This window comes from Enterococcus sp. DJ147D b, assembly GCF_058216655.1.
In genome coordinates this window covers 310,446-331,961 of the sequence record NZ_CM177104.1, presented here as the reverse complement: position 1 = coordinate 331,961, position 21,516 = coordinate 310,446, and the positions used below count along the sequence as shown (strand labels likewise).

Below are 21,516 nucleotides of genomic sequence, written 5' to 3'. Positions count from 1 at the left end.
AAATTAAAAAAAAGGAGGGAATTTACAAAAGTAAATTCCCTCTTAAAGATTGTATTAACGACAACCGTCGTTCCCTTTTAGGATGGGTTTCAAAAGTTTGAATCTTGTAATAGAGCTTCCCTTTTTCAAGGCAAAAAATTACTAAATTCTAATCAACTACTTTGGCCAAAAAGTAATTTTTCTTACCTTTTCGAATAACCACAAACTTACCATCGAATTCATCAGATGGATTTACGACAAAATTTAAATCGGTAACACGGTCACCGTTAATACTAATAGCTCCGTTTGAAACATCTTCTCGTGCTTGACGTTTTGATGGTTCAATTTTTGTTGAAACAAGTAGTTCCACGATATTTTCAGGTGTACTTGAAATGTCAACGTTTGGCATTTTACCAAAGCCTTGCGCGATTTCTTCAGCGTTTAGTTCTTTAATATTTCCTGAGAACAAAGCTGCTGTTATTTTTTGCGCTTCTTTCAAGTCTTCTTTACTATGAACAAAAGCAGTTACTTCTTCTGCTAAACGTTTTTGTGCTTCACGTTTTTCAGGTTCAGTTTCAACTTTTTTAGCTAAGTCATTGATTTCTTCTTCTGTTAAGAATGTGAAGAATTTCAAGTATTTTACAACATCACGATCATCTTGGTTCAACCAGAATTGGTAGAATTCGAATGGTGATGTTTTCTTAGGATCTAGCCAGATTGCGCCACCAGCTGTTTTCCCGAATTTTGTTCCATCTGCTTTTAGCATTAATGGAATCGTTAGTCCAAAGGCTTCTGCCTCAGGACCTTCTAGTTTACGGATCAAATCTAAACCAGCAGTAATATTTCCCCATTGGTCAGCGCCGCCGATTTGTAATTGCACATCAAATGTTTTGTGCAAGTGCAAGAAATCAATTGATTGAAGGATTTGGTAAGTGAATTCAGTAAATGAAATTCCTACTTCTAAACGACTTGCAACGATATCTTTTGCCAACATCGTATTAATGTTGAAGTTTTTACCGTAATCTCTCAAAAATTCTAGTAAAGAAATTTTTGATAACCAGTCGTAGTTGTTTACAAATGTGATATTTGCATCTGCGCCAAATAATTTACCCATTTGTGCTGAAAGTGCATCCACATTATGTTGTACTTGTTCCATTGTTTGTAAAACACGCTCTGTTTGTCGTCCACTTGGATCACCAATTGTTCCTGTTCCACCACCAATAAGAATATATGGATGATGGCCTGCCAATTGAAATCTTTTCATCATCATAAAGGGAATCAAATGTCCGATATGCATAGAATCGCCTGTCGGATCAACGCCACAATAAAGTGAAATACTCTTCTCTTCAACGAGTTCGCGAAGTCTTTCTTCGTTTGTTTGTTGATTAATGGCATCACGCCAAGTTAATTCATCAATAATATTCATTATATTGACCTCCGTATAGTTTTTATGAAAGCAGGAACCTGCTAGCATTCGTAAAATTAGTAAAACTTTTTTGAGTGAACAAAAAAAGTCCCTTGACTAATAACTAGTCAAGGGACGAAAATTCGCGGTACCACCCAAATTATATGCTCTTTAAGAACATATCTCTCAAACATCTAACGCTGTCGCGTGACAAAAAATTGTCAAAGACTCCTGAAATGTAATTCGTTTTAAGGCATGTGCTAGTTCGCAGCAACCACTAGCTTTCTGAAACATCGACCTTAATCACTACTTCGTTTCGTTCTTCGTCTTGTTATCTATTAACATGTGTCTATCATAGAGCCCGTTTTTTTCTTTGTCAACACAAAACAAATATTTTTTTATTAAATAACTATAAAACAAAAAAATAAAACGTTCAAACCCACATTTGATTAGTTTTCTAGACAATTTTATAACACATCATTTTTTCTCTTAGAGTTGATGAAAAAAATAGCCGATTTTCTCATAAATCAGCGTATCACTTTTACTTCTTTCCTGTCTTCGTTACAATAAAAGAAACAAAGTTATTCTATTATTTGAGTAAAAGTGTAAAGGTAGGGGTATAAGTTAATGGAACCAAAACAAAGAAAAATTCTTGGAGTCACTGCTGGTATAACAGTACTAATTTCAATCTTCAGCTTATTTTTGATTATTCATGCAACTTCTAATGAAAAGTCAGTCTCTTCAACGACGGCTGAACAGTCAACCGAAAGCCAACCAACAACTGCCAATTCCGATGATAAAAAACTGAGTAAAGCACAACAATTAGTCAAAAGTTATCACTATGACGAAGCGATCAAGCAATTAGCTGACGCGCATTCCACTGAAGCGAAGGAGCTCCTTCAAACCATCAAAAAAGAAAAAGAACAATTAGTCAAATGGGATGATCCAACAAAAATCTCTCATTTGTTTTTCCATAGCTTGATTGTTGATCCAGCTAAAGCATTCCAATCACAACAAGCACAAGGCTACAAAGAATACATGGTGACAATCCCTGAATTCAACAAAACAATCGAACAGCTTTATAAAAATAATTATGTTTTAGTCAACTTACCAGACTTAGTTACGATTGATGATCAAGGAAATGTTTCCTTTGTAGGCGTTTCTTTGCCTAAAGATAAAAAACCACTCGTCCTTTCAGAAGATGATGTCAGTTACTATGAATACATGAAAGATTCAGGCTTTCCTGACAAATTGGTCATTGATAAGGACAAAGTGAAGAATGTGTATGTTAATAACAAAAAAGAACAAATCGGTGATTTTGATATGGTTCCCTTGATTGATACATTTGTCGAAGAACATCCTGATTTTTCTTATCAAGGAGCGAAGGGCACGCTGGCATTAACTGGCTACAATGGCGTGCTTGGTTATCGAACTTCCAAATCCGAATACGGGGATAATGAGAAAACGAACACAGAAATCAAAAAAGCGACAAAAGTTGCTGAACAATTGAAAAAAGATGGCTGGACCTTCGCTTCTCACACTTGGGGTCATCTGAATATGACAAATGCTTCTCTAGAAGATGTAAAACGTGACAATGAACTTTGGCAAACAGAAGTCGCTCCAATCTTAGGAAAAACAACGATGTTGATTTATCCTTTTGGTGCAGACATCAGTGATTGGCACGACTATACAGCTGAAAACCAAAAATTTGATTACTTAAAATCGCAAGGCTTTTCAATTTTCTGTAACGTAGATGCGTCTACGCCTTCTTGGGGGCAATTGGGTGCAAACTATTACCGTCAAGCACGGATCAACATTGATGGTATTCGCTTTGAATCTGAACTTTCAGGTCAAAATAAAGTCTTAGAGCAGTTCATCAATGTGCCTTCCGTTGTGGATAAACAAGCTCGCGGATTAAGCTAAATATAAAATTAGTCAAAAAAGAAGCTGGGATGTTAATCCCAGCTTCTTTTTTTTATTTTGCTTCCACTTTTCCGATAATTTCATTGCCATGAACAGAAGTTACAGTATCTATTGCTATTGTTTTAATTGCCTCTTTATTGGTGAAAACAACAATCATATCAGTTTTTTTCTCATTCACTGCTAACATGGCCAGATTCACTTCTGCGATTAGTTGCCCACGCGCAATGCGTTGCCCTTCTTCGACATAGATCGTAAATGGTTCTCCTTTTAAGTCAACCGTGTTGATTCCCATATGAAGCAATACTTCAACACCACTATCCGTCTTGATACCAACAGCATGTTTTGTTGGAAAAATACTTGCGATTGTTCCAGAAACCGGTGCGAAAATTTCTCCTGAGGTCGGGATAACCGCAAAGCCATCTCCCATCATTTTTTCCGAGAAAACTGTATCTGCAACTTCACTAATTGGAATCAATTTTCCATTTGCTACAGCATAAAGTTCAGTTGTTTTTGTAACTTCCTTAACAACTGGTGTTTTCATCTCAGTGGGTTGGCTCGATTCGTTTGCCGACTTGAAACTCCCTGGTTGTCCATGTAATTTACTCATTTCATCAGCAACAAATTGTACTTCAGTCCCAACAATAACTTGAATATTTGTATCATCAATTACGTTAACTCCTGGGACACCAGTTGCTTTGATTTTTTCTTGATTCACTTGGCTAGTATCTTTTACTTGTAAACGCAAACGAGTTGTACAATTATCGATTACTTGAACGTTTTCGATGCCGCCAAGCGCTAGATAAATTTCAGTTGCTAAGTGCGAAAACTTATCTTCTCCCGTGGCAACTTCTGGCGTTTCTTCTCCAGTACCGGCTTCTCTTCCCGGAGTCATCAAGTTGAACTTTTGAATAGCAAATCGAAAACCAAAATAATAAATAACTGCAAACACAGCTCCCTGTACAAGCAACATCAAAGGTTGATTTGCTACTGGATTTTTCAATGACAAGAAGTAATCAACAAATCCTGCACTAAACGCAAAACCAGCTGTCCAATGGAAAAAGGCACTAACTGCTAATGAGATACCCGTAAAAATAGCATGTAAAACATACAACGGCCAAGCAACAAACATAAATGAAAATTCTAATGGTTCTGTTACACCAGTAAAAAATGAAGCAAAGCCTGCCGCAAGCATTAGCGAAGCAGTTTGCTTTTTCTTTTCAGGACGAGCGCTTTGATAAATAGCAAACGCTCCAGCAGGTAAACCAAACATCATCACAGGGAAAAATCCTGCTTGATACATCCCTGTTTTTCCAATAATTGCTTTGCCAGTATCCAACGCTTGTTGACCAGCTAAGAAGTTTCCAATGTCATTAATTCCAGCTACGTCAAACCAAAAAACTGAATTCAACGCATGATGTAAACCTGTTGGAATCAATAAACGATTAAACAAACCATATAAGCCAGCACCAATAAATCCTAATCCAGAAATTCCTTTCCCAAGTGCAACTAACACATCATATACGCTCGGCCAAATGAATAATAGAATAGCCGAAATTAGAAGCATTCCTAATGCCGACATAATTGGAACCAGCCGCTTCCCACTAAAAAATGATAAAGCCATGGGTAATTTGACTTGACTAAAACGATTGTACATTTCAGCAGCTACTAAGCCAGCCACGATTCCCACAAAAACATTATTATCCATGCTATTGAACGCCGGATTGACGTCAGCAAGATTGGTTATGCCAAATAACCCTTGAACAGACAGTGGCGCTAAAACAGTTTGCGGAACTAAATAAGCGACTAAACCAGCTAAAGCGGCTGATCCATCCTTATCTTTAGACATTCCCAACGCTAAACCAACAGCAAATAGTAATGCCAAGTGATTTAAAATGGCTAACCCAGCATTCATCAAAAAAGTTGTTCCTGCATTACTGATACCCATCCCTACGAGCCAATTCGCAATCCCTACTAAAAGTGATGCCGCTGGTAAAACTGCGACAGGTAGCATTAATGAGCGACCCATCTTTTGCATGTATGCTTTCATTCTCTTCCTCCAAAAAACAAGACCATTTATTTACCTGATCTAGTCTAAATTATTATTGATTTCCGCTCATAGAAAATTTTCATGAAAAAACCAACAAAAGAAAGTATACCATTTCAAATAAAAAAAAGCATGAAAATTTGATTGAACAAGAAAAATCATTTCTTATCTACCAATTTCCATACTTAAGAGTAAATTTTTATTCTACTGTAGTAATAAGCATACACCAAAATCAATCTATACCAATTTTAATTACTAGGAGAGATTCCCTTTAATAATAACTCCGTACACTCCGCTGTGTAAGGTAATAATTTACTGTAAATAGCAGGCTTAGAAATCCCTTCGATCATCGCTTGGAAGTACAGCAACAAAAATTCATCTGAATATTTTAAGTCCACTTTTCCTTCTTTTCTGCCACGATGAAAAAGATCCAACATCATGTCTAAACTCTCTTTCGTATATTCGTCCATCATTTCTGAAAATCGTTGGTTACTTTTTTTCGTATAATAAGCCATCAAATCAAGATAAAATTGTTGATCCACTTGTTTTAAATAATTGATTTTATTTTCACTCATCTTGATTAACGTTTCTTCAAACGAAAGATTTTGTTCCATAATTCGCTTTGCTGAATCTTTCAACTCGTCCATAAATTCAAAGAACACTTGATAAATCAACGCTTCTTTGTTCCCAAAATACTTAAAAACTGTCGCTTTACTGACAGATGCCCTAGCGATTACTTCATCGATCGTTAAAGCTGCCAAACCATTTTCAGAGTTGATTATATCGAATGTTGCTTCAACAATTTGTTTCTTTTTTTCTTCTGTTCTTTTTTCAAAACCATTCATTCTACTAGCCTCTTTTTTAAACTTTGCTACCTTAAATAGTTCATTTCTATAAGCAAAGGTATTATACACCCAAAAAATTAAACCAACAACAGCATTTCAGTTTTATTTGTACAATGATTTTCATTGACAGTAAAAAACAAAAGGAATATTATCAGTGACAAGATTCATTGCAGCGAACCAAACATTGACCTGCAGTAGAAGATGGAAGGAGTGAGTTGGGAATGTCCGAAGTTGTTAAGGTACAGCATCTACAAAAAAAGTTTGGAAAATTTGATGCACTAACAGATGTGTCTTTTTCTGTGAACGCTGGTGAAGTTGTTGGTTTTATTGGTCCAAATGGGGCAGGAAAATCGACCACTATCAAAACATTGTTAGGAATCATTCGGAAAGATGGTGGACAAGCTGAAATTTTTGGTAAAGATGTGTTTAAAGAAAGTCTTGCCATCCATGAACGTCTTTCGTATGTTCCAGGAGATGTTGCTTTGTGGGGGAATTTGACTGGTGGCGAAATTATTGATTTATTTATGAAATTACATGGAAACGGCAACAAAGAAAAACGTGATGAATTGATTACGCGTTTTGAATTAGATCCTAAGAAGAAAGCCAAAAACTATTCAAAAGGGAATCGGCAAAAAGTTGGATTGATTGCGGCATTGTCAGTAGAATCTGATTTGTATCTATTTGACGAACCAACTTCAGGTCTGGATCCGTTAATGGAAGCAATATTTCAAGAAGAAGTCGAAAAAATCAAACAGGCTGGGAAAGCAATTTTGCTTTCTTCACATATTCTCAGTGAAGTGGAACGTTTGGCAGATAAGATTGTTATTATCCGGAAAGGAAAGGTTGTCGAAGAGGGTTCATTAGCCGAATTAAGACACTTGACTCGCTCGACGATCACTATTGAAACACAAGGTGATGTCGCAGCCCTCGCAAGTTTGTCTGGCGTTTACGACTTTGTTCAAAAAGAAAATCAAGCACATTTTTCTGCGGATACCGAACAACTCAATGAAATTTTACTTGCCGCTACAAAACTAGGAGTAAAAAAATTTGAGTCTATTCCACCAACACTCGAAGACTTATTTATGCGTCATTATGAAAATTAAGTCACTGGGAGGTTTTTTATTATGAATAAACGATTTTCACGTTGGTCTGTTCTTTTTTTACAATATCTCAGGCGTGACTGGAAAAAAATAAGTTTTTGGGTCATTGGATTAGGCTTATTTTCTGGTGCCTATGTTCCAGCCTTTGAAGAAATTGCAAAGGGAAATGGCTTAGCTGGAATGTACGAAACGATGCAAAATCCAGCGATGGTTTCCATGGTCGGTCCTTCACCTGTCCATTCAGCAGCTGATTACACACTAGGTGCGATGTATGCGAACGAAATGTTACTTTTCTGCGGGTTATTTGCAGTTGTGTTGTCTATCTTACATGTAGTCAGTCATACAAGAAAAGAAGAAGATCTTGGCTTAGCAGAATTGATTCGCTCCTTCAGAGTTGGCCGCCAAGCCAATTCATTTGCTGTTTTAACTGAAACGCTGTTAATCAATTTGTTACTAGCAGGATTGACCAGCGGAATGATGATTGCTTTTCAAGCTTCTTCTATAACAGTAGAGGGCTCTTTGCTATTTGGCTTTTCAGTTGGAGCTGCTGGTTTTTTAGGTGGCGGAATTGCTTTATTTTTCGCTCAGGTAATGCCGGTTTCATCAAGTGCAACTGGCGCATCACTTTCACTAGTAGGAGTGATGTACTTACTAAGAGCATGGAGTGATGTCAGCAACAACAACTTGTCCATGCTGAATCCCTTGAGCTGGACTTATTTAACGTTTCCTTTTACTAAAAATAACTGGATACCACTTCTTTATCTGTTCTTATTTAGTATTGTAGTTTGTATTTGTGCCAATTTATTAGAAGAGCATCGTGATTTGAATTCTGGTTATTTTCCAGAAAGCGAAGGAAATGCAACAGCAAAACAGTCGCTATTGTCTGTTCCATGGTTATTTTTACGGCTAAATCGTGGAGTAATCATTAGTTGGTTCGTAGCCATTGTTATCATGGGAGCTGCTTATGGTTCGATTTACGGAGATATGCAAGATTTTTTAGAAAGTAATGAGTTAATGAAACACATGTTTATGCAATCAGGTTCTTCTATAGAAGAGTCATTTACTAGTACGATTATCATGGTACTGATTTGTCTTTCCGCTATTTTACCTATTGCGATAACGAATAAATTATTCTCAGAAGAAGCTCGTGGCCATATGGATCAATTGTTTTCAACTAAGACTTCTCGTAGTACGTTTTATTGGACTACAATTAGTCTAGCTGTACTTGTTGGCGGAGTAGCAACTCTATTGAGCGCAGGCGCCCTCGGTATGACAGCATTGTCTGTCATGGCTGCTAAAACATCTATGACATTGTCTATTTTTTTTGCAGCAGGCTTTAATCTTTTCCCAACAATTTTATTTTTCATTGGGTTAACTGGATTATTCTTAGGTTGGGTACCCAAGCTTGGTAAAATTAGTTACATCTATTTAGGTTATTCATTTATGTTGAATTACTTCGGTGGTATTTTGAATTTACCTGATTGGTTTGCCAAGACAGCTATCCAAAGTTGGTTTCCAAAGTTACCAACGGAAACATTTGATTTTCCCACGTTTAGCACGATAATGTTCATTAGTATAGGCATGATTTTCTTAGGTTCTCTTGGTTATCGTCAAAGAGATTTGATTATCGGTTAAAAAAGGAGGTATGACAAAAATCTTGTCATACCTCCTTTTTACGATTAAACGGTATTCAAGAAGCGCCTTCTCATTCTAGCTTATATTTATTTCAAAATATAAAATACTATTTTGAAATAAATGTAAGCTATCTTTTCGGCGCTGATTGCTTTGCGCCACAACCTCTTTTTTCAGCACCTATCTTATAGATCTTCTAATCCCTCTATATCCATCAATTCAACGTTTCGTCCCTTTCGTTGAATGAGTTGTTGTTTCTCCAACAACTTGAATTTCCTAGATAACGTTTCAGGCGTAGTTCCCAAAAAGGCAGCCAATTCTTTCATTTTCATTGGTAGTGTCAATTGCGGATTTTCTTCTACCTGAAACAGATCAAGCAAATACGTAGCTAAACGTTCTTCCACTTTTTCCATCATCAAAAATTGTGTTTGTTGCTCAATCTTCGCCATTTTGTCTGCATTAATTTCTAACAATTTCAAACTTAATGCTGGATAATGAAGTAATAGATTTGAAAAATCTCGTTGTCTTAACAAGCAAATTTCTGTGGGCTCCAATGCTTCAGCAAATAAGGAATCATTGGGAACACCAAACAATTGGCTCTCTCCCTCATAACTTCCTGGCAAAGCAACACGCAATAACTGCTCCTTGCCACTAGAAGAAAGCTGATACACTTTCAACTTTCCATGAGCAACAATCACTAATTGAGCATCATCAGCTGGCGAAAAGATTTGTTCACCTTTCTTAAACTTTCGATGGCTCACTAATTCATGGATTTTTTGCTGTTCTGCTTCTGCCAGATGATTGAACAATGGCACGACTGAGACACACAAATGTTGATGATCCACGTAACCCCCTCCTTATTCTTCCTCCATTAATCCTTCTTGAATATCTTTTCCTAAATAACTTTGCCAAGTATACAATTGGTGATTAAGCCAAGCATATAATTCTTTGAGATATTTTGCTAATCCATATTTACCTTCTTTTTCCGCCAAAACAATTCCACGAGTAACAAATAAATTTTGAGTAGCAAAATCAGTGACCATCTCAGTCAACATTTTTTCAGGAGAATCATATTTCAACTGCCCACTCTCCTTAATCATGGCATAATCGACAAATTCAGCAGTCGTTGTTGGAATGAGTTCTCCTTCATCTAATACCAACTGACTTAATTCGTCAAACAACTCATCTTCTTTGAAAATGATTGTCGGTAACTTGGTTTCTAAATAACCACGTTGATTTCCTTTAAGGTATGCTCTTGTTTGTTTAAGTTTTATACGATGAATAACTAAGTTAGATAAAATATGACTAATCATCGCTGCAGCGGTAGGCGTATGATGATCTTGTTCACTTTGGATTTTTTCTTGTTCATATTTTTGGATTGAGTTCATCTTATGCTAACTCCTTTACTTTCATTCCTTCGACGTTATAACCTAATGCTTCGATCTTTTTGCTTAGGTCTTCTGGTTGAATATCCTTTTCATTTATTTCAACTTTTACTTTGCTGGCATTAAACAAAACTGTTACTTTTTCAACACCGGTTTGTTGACTAAGTCCTTGTTCGATTTTTTGCATGCAAGACGGACAAGTTAATGTCCCTAATTGGATAATTACTTTTTTCATGATAGATTCCTCCCTTTCACTACACTTTTAGTTTAATTCCTCTGTTTCTTTAAATAATTGATTTCTATCAAGTTTTTTCTTTTTTTGACGATAAGATAATAAACGCATTCCATTGAAAACAACTAGTAAAATACTTAACTCATGAAATAACATCCCGCTTGCCATATAGACATAGCCAAAAATCAGTCCAATCAGTAAAAGTAAAACTGTGCCTAACGCAATTCCAATATTTTCTTTCATATTCAAAACTGATTTTTTGGTTAAATCATACGCATAAATCAATTTTTTAAAATCAGATTGCATCAAAACGATATCAGACGTTTCCACCGCAACATCTGTCCCATTTCCCATTGCAATTCCAATGTCTGCAATTGCCAAAGAAGGACTGTCATTGATTCCATCGCCAACAAAAGCAACGACTTGACCCTTTTCTTGTAATTTTTTGATGTAGGTTGCTTTGTCTTCTGGTAATAAATTTCCATGTATTTCCGAGAGACCAATTTCTTTCCCTACACTTTCAGCAGTCAGTTGATTATCACCAGATAACATCACTAGTCGTTTGATTCCTTTTTCTTGCAGACTCTGTAAAGTTTCTTTGACTCCCTCACGAAGTTGATCTTTGATTCCAATCAGTAAGACGACTTTATTTTCTGTTGCTACAAATACTAAAGAATCCCCTTCTTCTTGTAGTCGTTGCTCATCTGATTCAGCTTCTGTCAAAGAGATGTCTTGATCGCTTAACAATTGGCGATTACCTATAAATAGCTTTTCTCCTGCTATTGTTGCAATAATTCCTTTTCCTTTGATCACAGTGGTATCTGTTACTTGGTATTGTTCAATATTTTCTACTTGTTTTTCCACATACTTTACAATTGCCTGCCCCAAGGGATGATCCGACTCTTGTTCGATTCTAGCTACGAGTGGTAGAATATTTGTCTCTGATCGACCATAAGACTTGATACTTGAAACACTTGGTTTTCCATTAGTTAACGTTCCTGTTTTATCGAAAACCATGGTATCTACTCGATTAAATGCCTGCATTACTTCGCTACCTTTGACCAGCACACCGTTTTTTGCACCGTTACCAATCCCAGCAACATTGGACACTGGAACACCAATGATTAACGCTCCTGGGCATCCTAAAACTAAAATTGTGATTGCTAAACGAATATCCTTAGAAAACACCCCAATTAAAAGTGCAAGAATGAACACAAATGGTGTGTAATAAGTCGCAAACCGATCAATAAAGCGTTCAGTTGTCGATTTAGCGTCTTGCGCTTCTTCAACTAATTCAATGATTTTCCCAAAGGTTGTTTCTTCACCGACTCGCGTTGCCTGTACTTTCAATGTCCCATTTTCTAAAATCGTTCCAGCAAATACTTGATCCTTGGCTTTTTTCACTACTCGCTTTGCTTCACCGGTAACGCTCGATTCGTCAATTGAACCTTCGCCTTCTATGACTACGCCATCTACTGGAATTTGGGCACCAGTTTTAACTAATAACAAGTCATCTTCCTCGACCTCATCAATCGGGATCTTTTTCAACGCGTCTCCAAAGAATTTCCAAGCTGTCGTTGGGGCTAATTGAACAAGACTTTGAATAGCCGATCGCGTTCTCTCTAATGTTTTTTGTTCAAGAAAATGACCGAATAAAAATAAGAAAGCAACAATTGCAGCCTCGTTGTACTCACCAATCGCAAACGCACCAAAAATCGCAATCGTCACTAACAGGTCAATACTGATAACTTTCACTTTAAGTGCTTGATATGCTTGAAGCCCAATTGGCAGAAGCCCAAAAACAGCAGAAATCGCCATACTTAAACGATACGCTTCTTGATACAAAAAAAACTTAGCAGCAAGCGCTAAAATAATAAAGCTACCACTCACTATCATCAATTGCTTCTTATGACTTAAAATCATTTTTTGACTCTTCATCCTAATTCCTCCTTTACTTTCCAATAACAGAATAATCAAAAAAGAGACAGGAAACATTGATAGCTATCAAGAAAGCAGAAAAGGCTGCAATGAGCATTTTCACTCATTACAACCCTATGTCATTGATGTTTAAGTCTAATAATCTAAGTGATTGAACTTCTGTCACATCTTGAGTAACTTCTAAACCACCGAGATAGTTATTTACTTCATTTTTTAACACAAAGTAGCGAATATAGATTTTTTTCGCGCATGCCAATCTAAAATTCGACTTCGGAACAGATACCTGAACGAAAATCATCTAAGATTTGCTGAACAATGTGCAAGCTCTTTGGCGGATGACAATTTACCACTTCTCGTCCAATCACGGATGTCGTTCGCGAACCTGTTCTTTTCCTTCAGAGAAAAGCGTACGCGAGCGTCTCAGTCACTGGCTTTGAGTTGTCTTGTTTTTCTAGAAATACTGGTACATTATCCTTCTCATTCAACAAACTTTCTGCAAATTACGTCTGTGGTTTCTTTTGTTTGTTGGATCGCTAGTTGACGAGCTAGTTCTCGCACTCACTTCCTTTTCCTAACACTTTTTGATTTGGTTTCAAAAGAAGTAGTTCTGGGATAAAGGCAAAATCGATAAGCTATCTGCTGCGATTTTTCCCAAGCTTTGCTAGAAAAGTAGAAACAAGTTTATTTTTTTAATGCAAAATACAGAGGAGCTAACTCGTTTAATGCTTTGGCTGTTTCCGTTACAAGATCTTCTACTGGACCATCTGTTTCAAAAAACAAGCGACCAATTTGAAACGAACGATCCCCCATTGCTTTTCTCAATGTTTCTTGACCTTTCGTATCCGCTAAATAAGTAGCCAAAGGTAAGTGATCAATCAACTCGTGTTCTACTTGAGGCCAAATGTAATACCTTTCGATCGCAACTTGCTTGCTCCATTCTGATAATGTAGCTAACAATTCATTGTATTCTTCTACCCCACCACTTCGCTCGTCACTTTTGTAATGTTGAAACATCAAATAAACTTGAAATTGTTTTTTATTTAATAACACAGCCAAACACGCATTTTCTTGCTGACGATCTTCACTGCGGTAAGCACTCCAAAAATGACTTCGTAAATTCCAACCATTCGTCCAACTCTCAACTTTTGGTTTTTTCATTCCATACTCTGCCGGCAATTCTTTTGCAACTTCCAACTGTAACGTTTTCCATTTTTGCCACTGTTTCTTATACTTCGCTTTGATTTCTTCGATTTCTTGTGCTGAATACTGTTCTTTTAACTGTTTGAATGTGTATATTTCTCGATCAAATAATTGAAAATCGGTTTGATTCAATTTCATGTGCGCACCTCTTTCTATCACCAGTTTCATTGTAAACAGCGCGAGTCAAAGTTGCAATTTTTACTTAGTTTATCCTCACCTTAGTTGAAAAAGAGCGCTTTATTAAAAAATTTGTTATACTTTTGCTATGAAAGGAGTGATCATATGATTACAACAACTACAAATAGTGTTGAAGGAACAACGGTCGAGGCCTATAAAGGGATCGTTTTTGGTGAAGTGATTACTGGTATCAATGTTTTTAAAGATATCGGTGCAGGATTACGGAACGTATTTGGTGGACGCTCAAAGAGTTACGAAGATGAACTATTACAAGCTCGAGAAGAAGCTCTAGCTGAAATGGCACGTCGTGCAGAATCCCTTGGTGCTAACGCCATCATTGGTGTAAAAATGGACTATGAGGTTCTTGGTAGTGACAATGGTATGTTAATGGTTACTTGTAGCGGAACCGCTGTAATCACACGATAAACAGCTTTTCCACAGATTAGCAAAAAACAAAAGCATAGCTCCTCAAATAGATTACTATTTTTGAGAAAGCTATGCTTTTATTCCGTTTCTAAAAATGAATGAATGCGCTATAAAAAAACATCCATGATGATTTTAAAGCCAAGTTTTTTTACTAATGCACATGGTATACCAACAAATGACAGTAGAGTTTATGATGGTGGTTATCCAATTAAAAGTGAGGGGATGCGTATGTGCGTACTTCCAACATTCAGAGAGAAGAGAAGCCTTTTCGCCTGTTGGATCAGCTTTGGAGCGAATGATTGTTTTCGGCTCGTTAATCGCAACGATTATTTTTGGCATCCTAGCAGTAGTCAACCAAGACAAAAAAAATAACCGTCTACTTCCTCTAACTAGGACGATTATTTTTTCGTTAAATAAATCTGGTCACCGTCTTAAACGGTGCTGTTGGGGAGTTACTGATGCAACTCCTTTTTCTAAATTACTTTAGCCTATTTTCGTTTGAAACACTAGAATCAATTTCTTCCTGCTTAGTCTAACTAAACCTGTTTAGGCTCTTTTTTTCATTAAAAAAGCTGTGAGACTAATCAAACTGAATCCTAAGACAGCTAACCCAACTGATTGTTCGTCGTTTGTTTTTGGTAGTTCTTTTACCGTAGAGCTAGCTGCCAAAGGCTCCACACTTTGCTTCGTATCAGTTGCATAAACGTCTTGATTCTCTATGTTAGAACCAGCTGAATGTAAAATCGACTTGATTCGCCCGATACTTGACTCAAGATCTGTTTTCTTTGCCTTTGCGTCTTCAATTGCCGCTTGTGCATCTTGAATTTTTGCATCAATTTCAGCACTCGCTGCTTCAATATCTGATTGTGTATTAGTTAAAGTCGTGGATGCGTCTGTCCCCAATGAATGGATTTGTTCTTGAATCTCTTTTGCTTTTTGAATTTTTCCATCAATATCTTTTTGTGTCGCATCAGCAATTTCTTGTGCATGAGCTAAATTTTGTTCCAATTGTTCATGATTTTTTTGGGCGTTCTCTTTTAATTCAGTCAAATCTTGATGGATCGTTTCTTGATTTTCTTTCAGTTTGTTCTTGGCATCCTCTAAAGACTGTTCGATTTCTTTTCGTCGTTCTTCCAATTTTTGAAACCAATCAGGGTCGAACCGCTGTGTTGAAGATGTCATCGTTTCGTTTGCATCAGAAGTAATCGTTGATTCTGTTGACTCAATTGGTTGTGGTACTGATTGTGACTCACTCGTTGCCACTGTTTCCTCGATACTTGTCGAGCTAGTTGTTTGTGTTATTCCCGTTGTTTCTGCCAAGACTGGTTGTGCTAAAAAAAACAATCCCGAAGCAGTAACGGTCACTGCTAGACTTGTAACAAATTTCTTCATGTCTGGATCCCGTCCTTATTCTTCAATATTCGTTTTAGTATAAAACAAATCAAGAAAAAGAAACATAAACACTCTATGGAATTTGTCTAATAAAACCAAGTCCCCAAAGCTACAAGCAGATTATTTCTTTAAATCATTTATTAAAATCACTCACAGTCACTAAGTTCTGTCACTCAGTTCCATCTAAACTAAACGGTCTGGCCAAGCGGAAGTTCCACCCATCACATTAATGACATCAAATCCTTCTGAAGCTAACCAATGACAAGCAGTTGCTGAACGTCCACCTGATTGACAGATAACATAATACGTCTTCTCTTTGGTCAATTGTGAGCTGATCGATTCTAGCTCACTTAGTGGAAACGATTCTGCATTTGGCACATGCCCCATTTGGTACTCTACCGATTCACGGACATCAATAATAGGTACACTTTTCTTTTTTGTTTCTTGATAAAATTCTGCAGGACCAATACTTCTATACATAACTAATCTCCTCTGGCAACACCATTTTATACAGTTCAAATGCACCATCTAAATTTTTCACACGAAACCCTGCTTGCTTCAAAATACGCTCTGCAAGATAACTACGCAACCCACTATGGCAACTTACAATGTATTCTTTGCTTTGATCCAACTCATCTAAACGCTCGCGCAAATCATTGAGAGGAATATTGATTGCTTCTTTAAATTTTCCGTTAGCTAGTTCATTCTCGTTGCGCACATCTAAAAGAATCTTTCCGTTTTCTAATGCCGTAGCAAGTTCATGCCACTGTATAGTCTCACTGACTCCTTCCACGATATTCATCGCCGCATATCCCAATAAATTCACTGGATCTTTTGCCGAACCAAACGGTGGCGCGTACGTCAATTCTAATTCAGGCAAATCAAAAACCGTCAGCTGTCCTTTGATTGCTGTTGCTAAAATATCTAGACGCTTATCAACTCCTGTAGCTCCCACACCCTGTGCGCCATAAATTTCACCAGTCATTGGATTAAAAATTAATTTTAACAATAACTCAGTTGCTCCCGGATAGTAAGAAGCGTGACTTTTTCCAAGCACATGTGTCACTTGCACTGGCAACCCAGCTGCTTTCGCACTTTTTTCACTTAAACCAGTTGAACCTGCAGCTAAATCAAACGTTCGAACAATTGCTGTTCCGATACTTCCTTGATTTGTTCTCGGTAACCCAGCAATAACATCAGCAACTTGTCTCCCTTGACGATTGGCTGGAGAAGCCAATGAAATCAATGCATCTTCACCAGTGATTTGTTGTTTGACTACAATTGCATCTCCCACAGCATAAATTGAAGAGTTACTTGTTTGATAGTTTTCATTCACAATGATCCCACCACGTAAGCCCAATTTTAATCCAGCTTTTTCAGCTAACGTACTTTCTGGTTGAACACCAACTGATAAAATCGTCAAATCAGAAGTCAACGTTTCACCATTTGCTAAACGAAGCTTTTTCCCTTTTTCTTCAAATCCCACGACTGATTGACTCGTCAAGACCGCTACACCTTGTTTGACTAGTTCTTGTTGAACATAGACTGCCATCTCTTCGTCAAGGGTCGGTAAGACGTGGGGGGCTTGCTCCACAATCGTGACTTGCAACCCGATCTTTTGTAAATTTTCTGCCATCTCTAATCCGATGAAGCCTGCGCCAACAACAACCGCATTTTTAGGTTTTGCTTCCAACGCGTGCATGATTCGGTCAATATCAGGTACATTTCTGATTGAAAAAACATTTTCTGCTGTCGAAATCCCCGAAATATTAGGAACAAATGGTTTTGCCCCTGGTGATAAAATCAGTACATCATATGCAACTATTTCTTTTCGCCCATTTGCTACCACTTCGATCTGTTTCTCTTCGGGAGAAATATTCACTACTTCATGGTTTGGTCGGACATCTAAGCGAAAACGAGCAGCCAAAGCTTCCGGTGTTTGAACTAATAATTTTTCTCGCTCATCAATTTCTCCTGAAACAAAATAGGGTAATCCACAGTTTGCAAATGAAACAAACGGGCCCTTTTCAAACACGATAATCTCCGCCTCTTCCATCAAGCGTCGTAATCTCGTAGCAGCAGACATCCCACCAGCTACACCACCAATAATAATAATTTTCATTTTATTTCCCTCTCACTTTCGTTCCACGCCATTGATTCATGCCACCACGAACATTCACTGCAGGATAGCCTGCTTTTCTTAACTTCTTAACAGCTTGTTTACTCCGCATACCAGATTGACAAATCACATAAATGGTTTCTTCTTGATTCCCACGATAATGATTAATCCGGGCCAAAGGAAGATTCTTAGCTTGTCGAATATGCCCCCCTTGGTATTCAGAATTTGTTCGAACATCAACAATCTTTGGATTAGTTGGTAGTTTTTCAGCTAATTCTTGTGTAGTGATTGTCGGAATGACCTTAAAAAATGAAAACATTACCTTCCCTCTTTTCTTTTTTACAAATATACCTCACGGGGTATATTTAACAGGAGGATTTCGAAACTGTCAAGAGAAATAGTTTTTTCACTTTGAAAAAAAGATTTTTATTTGCAAAAAATACCTACCTAAGGTATATTTCATTTATTATCATCAAAGGAGGACGTCATATTGGAAAAAGAAGCCAAAGAAACAAAAAAAATCATGAATCGTCTGAAACGGACTGAAGGACAAATCCGCGGTATTCAAAAAATGATTGAAAATGAACAAGAGTGCATTGACGTCATCACTCAGCTAACCGCAGTCCGTTCAAGTATCGATCGAGTAATGGGAATGATTGTTGCTGACAATCTTAAAAATTGTTTTGAAAAACCTGAAACCAATCCTGAAGAACAAGCAAAAAAATTAGAACAAGCAATCAATATGATTATCAAAAAATAAAGATTATTGAATCTTTTCCACAAAAAAAGGCTGTGACAATATATTGTCACAGCCTTTTTCCCCGAATAAACAGTGTTTCCAAAGCAACTTCTCCAAAATAAATTTTCTTTTCTTAAAAATATGAAAACTATTTTCGGAAAAGCACCTTGATTGTTTGAAACTTAACGCTTTGTGCCACAACTTTTTTTATAAACAGCTAATTAAGTTTAGTCGAACGCAACATTTTTCGATACTCTAATGCATATAGAATAAATGATAACATCAAACATAAGGCAATCACGCTGAAAATGACTCTTACCCAAGTTTCAGCCAATCGAGGAAAGACTAATAAAATCACCATACCTAAGTAAATCACTGCTGTTGCCAATTTTCCATACCATTTGGCTCCACTTAATTTCACCTTATGTTTCAGCCCAATTATCCCTGCAACTAGCATAAAGCCCTCTTTTATTACAAATAATCCTAACAATAGCCAGATCCATGGTCGATACCATGCCATTGATAAAATCAACACAAATTGTGTAAGTTTGTCAGATAAAGGATCTAGCAATTTTCCTAATTCGGTAACTTGGTTAAAACGACGCGCGATGTAGCCATCTAAAAAATCAGTTAATCCTGAGACAGCAATCACTATTCCCGCCAAATAAAAGGCACGTTGCCAAACAAAATAAAGATATATTGGCAACAAAACGATCCGAAAAAGCGAAAGCCCATTGGGAATTGTTTTGATTTCTTCTCGCCAATTTTGCGTAATTTTCATCTGTTAACAACTCCTTTCTCAAAACTCGTTCCATTTATTTTAACTTAAGCCCCACGAAAACACTATCATAGCGGGTTATCTCCTTTAGTGAATATCGGGTTCTTTTTTCTTTTGATGTTGTCGTGTACGCATTTCTTTCAACAGCTCTTTCTGCGCCTTTTTCGATCCTCTTTCTAAATCACGTTGTTTTTTTCTTGTTTTAAAGTCTACAAATAGACTATCTAGATCGTATCCTTCAGGGTACAATTCACTTGCACTTCGTCTGAACTGCACGCGTTGACGAAGGACTGCTAATTTTTCGTCGTTTAAGTAAATCACTACTCTTTCTGAACCATCATCTTCAAATACTAGTCCCTCTTTTTGATATTCTGTTAACCATACACGATCTCCTTTATCAAAACATCGTTTGACAAACTCAGTCGCGTTAGTTCCTACTTTTGAGCCTAGTTCTGCAAAATCTTTTTTCTCTGTTTGATACGTTTTTTGTTGGATATATTTTTGCGCTTGGTCAATCAGCGCGGAAGACATTTTCATTTTTTTCGCAATCCACAACGCTTGACTATCACCTGTTTCACCTACTTGTAACAAGTATTTTGGTTGTAAAGCGTCTCTATCAAACGCCATTGCTGCAGGGATAAAATCTTCATGTTCCTTAGCAAACTTCTTGATTTCACCATAATGAGTCGTTGCAACAAGCAAGGCGCCTTTCTCATACATCGTTTCCATGATTGCAACAGCCAACGCTGCGCCTTCATTAGGCTCTGTTCCACTGCCGATTTCATCAAGTAAAACTAACGTATTTCTGTTCACCTTTTTTAAAATTTCTGCAATATTTTGCATATGACCAGAGAACGTACTCAAAGCATTTTCTAAGTTTTGTTGATCGCCAATGTCTACAAATAATTCGTCAAAAATAGCGAGTTCTGTACCTTCTTGTGCTGGGACTTGTAAACCGAACATCGCCATGAGTGTAAATAATCCTACCGTTTTCAATACAACTGTTTTCCCACCAGCGTTCGCACCTGTAATCACCAAGCCACGATAATCAATCCCTAAGTCAAAGTCTAACGGCACTGCATGTTCAGCTAAGAAAGGATGTTTCCCTTGCTTGATTGAAATTCTTTCTGATTTATTGATTCGTGGTGTGACACCTTGTAATTCACGGCTATACTTCGCACGAGCAAAAATGATATCTAACGCTGTAATCGTTTCAATAATCAAACTGATTGCTTGTTCTTCTTCTGCTAGCAATCCAGTTAATTCAGCTAACACTTGGTATTCTTCCGCAATTTCTTCTGCTTTTAGCAACTGGTATTGCTCATTTGACTTAGCAATAACTGCTGGTTCCATAAAAACGGTCGTCCCTTTATTTGATTGTTCAATAATCGTTCCTGAAAATTTATTTTTATAACTTGCCTTGATCGGAATCGTGTAATGCTCACCCTTTCGAACAATCATTGCCTCTTGGATCATTTCTTTATGATTTGGATGACGTAAAATTTTTAATAAACGTTCTTGAATTTCTTTTTCTAAATTCTGTAGGTGTTTTCGTACTTTTCGTAAATTTCGTGAAGCGTCATCACTCACTTGTTGGTTCGTGATTTTTTGATAAATCATTTCTTCCACTGCCAACAAGTCTGGCAAATGATTGGTATACGCATGTAAAGTGGGTGTTTGATATTGATTTTTCTCAAAAAACTTCGTAATCATTCGACTACTTCTCAAAAAATCAGCATACTCAATCAAGTCTGCAGGGGTTAAAATCAATCCTTTTTTCACTTGCTCTGTTAAATGACCAATTCGACTAAGACCCATAAATGGTACGTGTTGGTTACTTTCTAAAATTGTCCGTGCTTCTTTCGTCTCCACTTGCCAAACTTGAACAGTTTGCAAATTTGTTTGAACAGTTGTTTGTTCAATTCGCTCCTTGGTGTATTGTCCGATCGCACGTTTTTTTACTTCTTCTTTGATTTCATTAAATTGTAATTTTTCAATCATTTGATTATTCATATTCTCTCCTTTTCTACGAAGAGATACCCGTCCTAAAATAAATAAATCCCTAGAAAACTTTTATTGTAAAAAACAAACACTTACCTTAAGCCTTTTTCAAAGTACGATGAAATAACACAAACCACTATCGCTTGTTACGTCTTTTTCCGTACAAAAAAAGGACGCAACACAGCTTAAAAGTTGTGTCCC

Annotated in this window: 20 protein-coding genes, 1 pseudogene and 1 other annotated feature; of the genes and pseudogenes, 6 read left to right on the top strand and 15 right to left on the bottom strand. The window is 37.0% G+C overall.

The genetic code is table 11. From position 1 onward, the window contains the following. Positions 1-148: 148 nt before the first annotated feature. Positions 149-1,405, bottom strand: coding sequence for a tyrosine--tRNA ligase (gene tyrS / locus AC4BD1_RS01645; RefSeq protein WP_490466799.1), 1,257 nt, complete (start codon positions 1,403-1,405; stop codon positions 149-151). Positions 1,406-1,512: 107 nt separating this feature from the next. After that, positions 1,513-1,717, bottom strand: a binding site (T-box leader). A gap of 294 nt (positions 1,718-2,011) precedes the next feature. Between tyrS and AC4BD1_RS01640 the strand changes: the two genes are divergently transcribed. After that, positions 2,012-3,307, top strand: a complete 1,296-nt coding sequence (locus AC4BD1_RS01640; protein WP_490466798.1) for a polysaccharide deacetylase family protein — start codon at positions 2,012-2,014, stop codon at positions 3,305-3,307. Between the two features lie 52 nt (positions 3,308-3,359). Here AC4BD1_RS01640 and nagE read toward each other — a convergent pair whose 3' ends face one another. Beyond that, complete coding sequence (nagE, locus tag AC4BD1_RS01635; RefSeq protein ID WP_490485728.1) at positions 3,360-5,354, bottom strand: N-acetylglucosamine-specific PTS transporter subunit IIBC; 1,995 nt, start codon at positions 5,352-5,354, stop codon at positions 3,360-3,362. 245 nt (positions 5,355-5,599) lie between these two features. Next, positions 5,600-6,196, bottom strand: coding sequence for a TetR/AcrR family transcriptional regulator (locus tag AC4BD1_RS01630; protein ID WP_206911095.1), 597 nt, complete (start codon positions 6,194-6,196; stop codon positions 5,600-5,602). A 221-nt stretch (positions 6,197-6,417) separates the two neighbouring features. On the opposite strand from AC4BD1_RS01630, the gene AC4BD1_RS01625 reads away from it, so the two are divergent. Beyond that, a complete protein-coding gene (locus tag AC4BD1_RS01625) occupies positions 6,418-7,299 on the top strand; it encodes an ABC transporter ATP-binding protein (RefSeq protein WP_490466797.1) in 882 nt (293 codons plus the stop codon). 21 nt (positions 7,300-7,320) lie between these two features. After that, entirely contained in the window at positions 7,321-8,931 is a 1,611-nt protein-coding gene (locus AC4BD1_RS01620; RefSeq protein WP_490485727.1) for an ABC transporter permease, read from the top strand. Between the two features lie 182 nt (positions 8,932-9,113). Here AC4BD1_RS01620 and AC4BD1_RS01615 read toward each other — a convergent pair whose 3' ends face one another. The 6 genes and pseudogenes from AC4BD1_RS01615 to AC4BD1_RS01590 form a co-directional block, all read right to left on the bottom strand. Further along, on the bottom strand, positions 9,114-9,773 hold the full coding sequence (locus AC4BD1_RS01615) for a helix-turn-helix domain-containing protein (protein WP_206909310.1): 660 nt from the start codon (positions 9,771-9,773) through the stop codon (positions 9,114-9,116). A 12-nt stretch (positions 9,774-9,785) separates the two neighbouring features. Further along, complete coding sequence (locus tag AC4BD1_RS01610) at positions 9,786-10,316, bottom strand: ferritin-like domain-containing protein (RefSeq protein ID WP_206909311.1); 531 nt, start codon at positions 10,314-10,316, stop codon at positions 9,786-9,788. A gap of 1 nt (position 10,317) precedes the next feature. Further along, on the bottom strand, positions 10,318-10,548 hold the full coding sequence (locus AC4BD1_RS01605) for a heavy-metal-associated domain-containing protein (RefSeq protein WP_206909312.1): 231 nt from the start codon (positions 10,546-10,548) through the stop codon (positions 10,318-10,320). A 27-nt stretch (positions 10,549-10,575) separates the two neighbouring features. Then, positions 10,576-12,483 carry a heavy metal translocating P-type ATPase gene (locus AC4BD1_RS01600; protein ID WP_490485726.1) on the bottom strand — a complete coding sequence of 636 codons (1,908 nt, stop codon included), beginning with the start codon at positions 12,481-12,483 and terminating at the stop codon, positions 10,576-10,578. A gap of 106 nt (positions 12,484-12,589) precedes the next feature. After that, positions 12,590-12,875 (bottom strand): annotated as a pseudogene (locus AC4BD1_RS01595) (PAS domain-containing protein); the annotation flags it as partial. 289 nt (positions 12,876-13,164) lie between these two features. Continuing rightward, complete coding sequence (locus tag AC4BD1_RS01590; RefSeq protein WP_490485725.1) at positions 13,165-13,821, bottom strand: HI_0552 family protein; 657 nt, start codon at positions 13,819-13,821, stop codon at positions 13,165-13,167. A gap of 144 nt (positions 13,822-13,965) precedes the next feature. Here AC4BD1_RS01590 and AC4BD1_RS01585 point away from each other — a divergent pair, with 144 nt between their 5' ends. Both AC4BD1_RS01585 and AC4BD1_RS01580 read left to right on the top strand, forming a co-directional pair. Further along, the gene (locus AC4BD1_RS01585) at positions 13,966-14,286 is read left to right on the top strand and encodes a putative heavy metal-binding protein (RefSeq protein ID WP_206909316.1); all 321 of its coding nucleotides are present in this window, start codon (positions 13,966-13,968) and stop codon (positions 14,284-14,286) included. Positions 14,287-14,461: 175 nt separating this feature from the next. Beyond that, positions 14,462-14,773 (top strand): hypothetical protein, encoded by a 312-nt coding sequence (locus tag AC4BD1_RS01580; protein ID WP_242589926.1) that lies wholly within the window; start codon positions 14,462-14,464, stop codon positions 14,771-14,773. A gap of 59 nt (positions 14,774-14,832) precedes the next feature. Here the strand turns inward: AC4BD1_RS01580 and AC4BD1_RS01575 are convergent, their stop codons facing one another. The 4 genes from AC4BD1_RS01575 to AC4BD1_RS01560 all read right to left on the bottom strand — a co-directional run bounded on the left by AC4BD1_RS01575 (position 14,833) and on the right by AC4BD1_RS01560 (position 18,116). Next, the gene (locus AC4BD1_RS01575; protein WP_490466792.1) at positions 14,833-15,678 is read right to left on the bottom strand and encodes an LPXTG cell wall anchor domain-containing protein; all 846 of its coding nucleotides are present in this window, start codon (positions 15,676-15,678) and stop codon (positions 14,833-14,835) included. A 183-nt stretch (positions 15,679-15,861) separates the two neighbouring features. Next, on the bottom strand, positions 15,862-16,158 hold the full coding sequence (locus AC4BD1_RS01570) for a rhodanese-like domain-containing protein (protein WP_490466791.1): 297 nt from the start codon (positions 16,156-16,158) through the stop codon (positions 15,862-15,864). Next, positions 16,151-17,800, bottom strand: a complete 1,650-nt coding sequence (locus AC4BD1_RS01565; protein ID WP_490485724.1) for an FAD-dependent oxidoreductase — start codon at positions 17,798-17,800, stop codon at positions 16,151-16,153. The genes AC4BD1_RS01570 and AC4BD1_RS01565 overlap by 8 nt, the downstream gene beginning before the upstream one ends. 1 nt (position 17,801) lies before the next feature. Then, positions 17,802-18,116, bottom strand: coding sequence for a rhodanese-like domain-containing protein (locus AC4BD1_RS01560; protein ID WP_490466789.1), 315 nt, complete (start codon positions 18,114-18,116; stop codon positions 17,802-17,804). A gap of 204 nt (positions 18,117-18,320) precedes the next feature. Here AC4BD1_RS01560 and AC4BD1_RS01555 point away from each other — a divergent pair, with 204 nt between their 5' ends. Continuing rightward, positions 18,321-18,557, top strand: a complete 237-nt coding sequence (locus AC4BD1_RS01555) for a metal-sensitive transcriptional regulator (protein ID WP_206909448.1) — start codon at positions 18,321-18,323, stop codon at positions 18,555-18,557. A 196-nt stretch (positions 18,558-18,753) separates the two neighbouring features. On the opposite strand, the gene AC4BD1_RS01550 is transcribed toward AC4BD1_RS01555, so the two are convergent. After that, the gene (locus tag AC4BD1_RS01550; protein ID WP_206909326.1) at positions 18,754-19,317 is read right to left on the bottom strand and encodes a CDP-alcohol phosphatidyltransferase family protein; all 564 of its coding nucleotides are present in this window, start codon (positions 19,315-19,317) and stop codon (positions 18,754-18,756) included. A gap of 84 nt (positions 19,318-19,401) precedes the next feature. Next, positions 19,402-21,327, bottom strand: coding sequence for an endonuclease MutS2 (locus AC4BD1_RS01545; RefSeq protein ID WP_490485723.1), 1,926 nt, complete (start codon positions 21,325-21,327; stop codon positions 19,402-19,404). Positions 21,328-21,516: the final 189 nt, after the last annotated feature.

What these genes read in the sequence shown, in the direction of transcription:
- tyrS (WP_490466799.1), bottom strand. Translation starts at nt 1,405, where the DNA reads ATGAATATTATTGATGAATTAACTTGGCGTGATGCCATTAATCAACAA.
- AC4BD1_RS01640 (WP_490466798.1), top strand. Translation starts at nt 2,012, where the DNA reads ATGGAACCAAAACAAAGAAAAATTCTTGGAGTCACTGCTGGTATAACA.
- nagE (WP_490485728.1), bottom strand. Translation starts at nt 5,354, where the DNA reads ATGAAAGCATACATGCAAAAGATGGGTCGCTCATTAATGCTACCTGTC.
- AC4BD1_RS01630 (WP_206911095.1), bottom strand. Translation starts at nt 6,196, where the DNA reads ATGAATGGTTTTGAAAAAAGAACAGAAGAAAAAAAGAAACAAATTGTT.
- AC4BD1_RS01625 (WP_490466797.1), top strand. Translation starts at nt 6,418, where the DNA reads ATGTCCGAAGTTGTTAAGGTACAGCATCTACAAAAAAAGTTTGGAAAA.
- AC4BD1_RS01620 (WP_490485727.1), top strand. Translation starts at nt 7,321, where the DNA reads ATGAATAAACGATTTTCACGTTGGTCTGTTCTTTTTTTACAATATCTC.
- AC4BD1_RS01610 (WP_206909311.1), bottom strand. Translation starts at nt 10,316, where the DNA reads ATGAACTCAATCCAAAAATATGAACAAGAAAAAATCCAAAGTGAACAA.
- AC4BD1_RS01605 (WP_206909312.1), bottom strand. Translation starts at nt 10,548, where the DNA reads ATGAAAAAAGTAATTATCCAATTAGGGACATTAACTTGTCCGTCTTGC.
- AC4BD1_RS01600 (WP_490485726.1), bottom strand. Translation starts at nt 12,483, where the DNA reads ATGAAGAGTCAAAAAATGATTTTAAGTCATAAGAAGCAATTGATGATA.
- AC4BD1_RS01590 (WP_490485725.1), bottom strand. Translation starts at nt 13,821, where the DNA reads ATGAAATTGAATCAAACCGATTTTCAATTATTTGATCGAGAAATATAC.
- AC4BD1_RS01585 (WP_206909316.1), top strand. Translation starts at nt 13,966, where the DNA reads ATGATTACAACAACTACAAATAGTGTTGAAGGAACAACGGTCGAGGCC.
- AC4BD1_RS01580 (WP_242589926.1), top strand. Translation starts at nt 14,462, where the DNA reads ATGACAGTAGAGTTTATGATGGTGGTTATCCAATTAAAAGTGAGGGGA.
- AC4BD1_RS01575 (WP_490466792.1), bottom strand. Translation starts at nt 15,678, where the DNA reads ATGAAGAAATTTGTTACAAGTCTAGCAGTGACCGTTACTGCTTCGGGA.
- AC4BD1_RS01570 (WP_490466791.1), bottom strand. Translation starts at nt 16,158, where the DNA reads ATGTATAGAAGTATTGGTCCTGCAGAATTTTATCAAGAAACAAAAAAG.
- AC4BD1_RS01565 (WP_490485724.1), bottom strand. Translation starts at nt 17,800, where the DNA reads ATGAAAATTATTATTATTGGTGGTGTAGCTGGTGGGATGTCTGCTGCT.
- AC4BD1_RS01560 (WP_490466789.1), bottom strand. Translation starts at nt 18,116, where the DNA reads ATGTTTTCATTTTTTAAGGTCATTCCGACAATCACTACACAAGAATTA.
- AC4BD1_RS01555 (WP_206909448.1), top strand. Translation starts at nt 18,321, where the DNA reads ATGAATCGTCTGAAACGGACTGAAGGACAAATCCGCGGTATTCAAAAA.
- AC4BD1_RS01550 (WP_206909326.1), bottom strand. Translation starts at nt 19,317, where the DNA reads ATGAAAATTACGCAAAATTGGCGAGAAGAAATCAAAACAATTCCCAAT.
- AC4BD1_RS01545 (WP_490485723.1), bottom strand. Translation starts at nt 21,327, where the DNA reads ATGAATAATCAAATGATTGAAAAATTACAATTTAATGAAATCAAAGAA.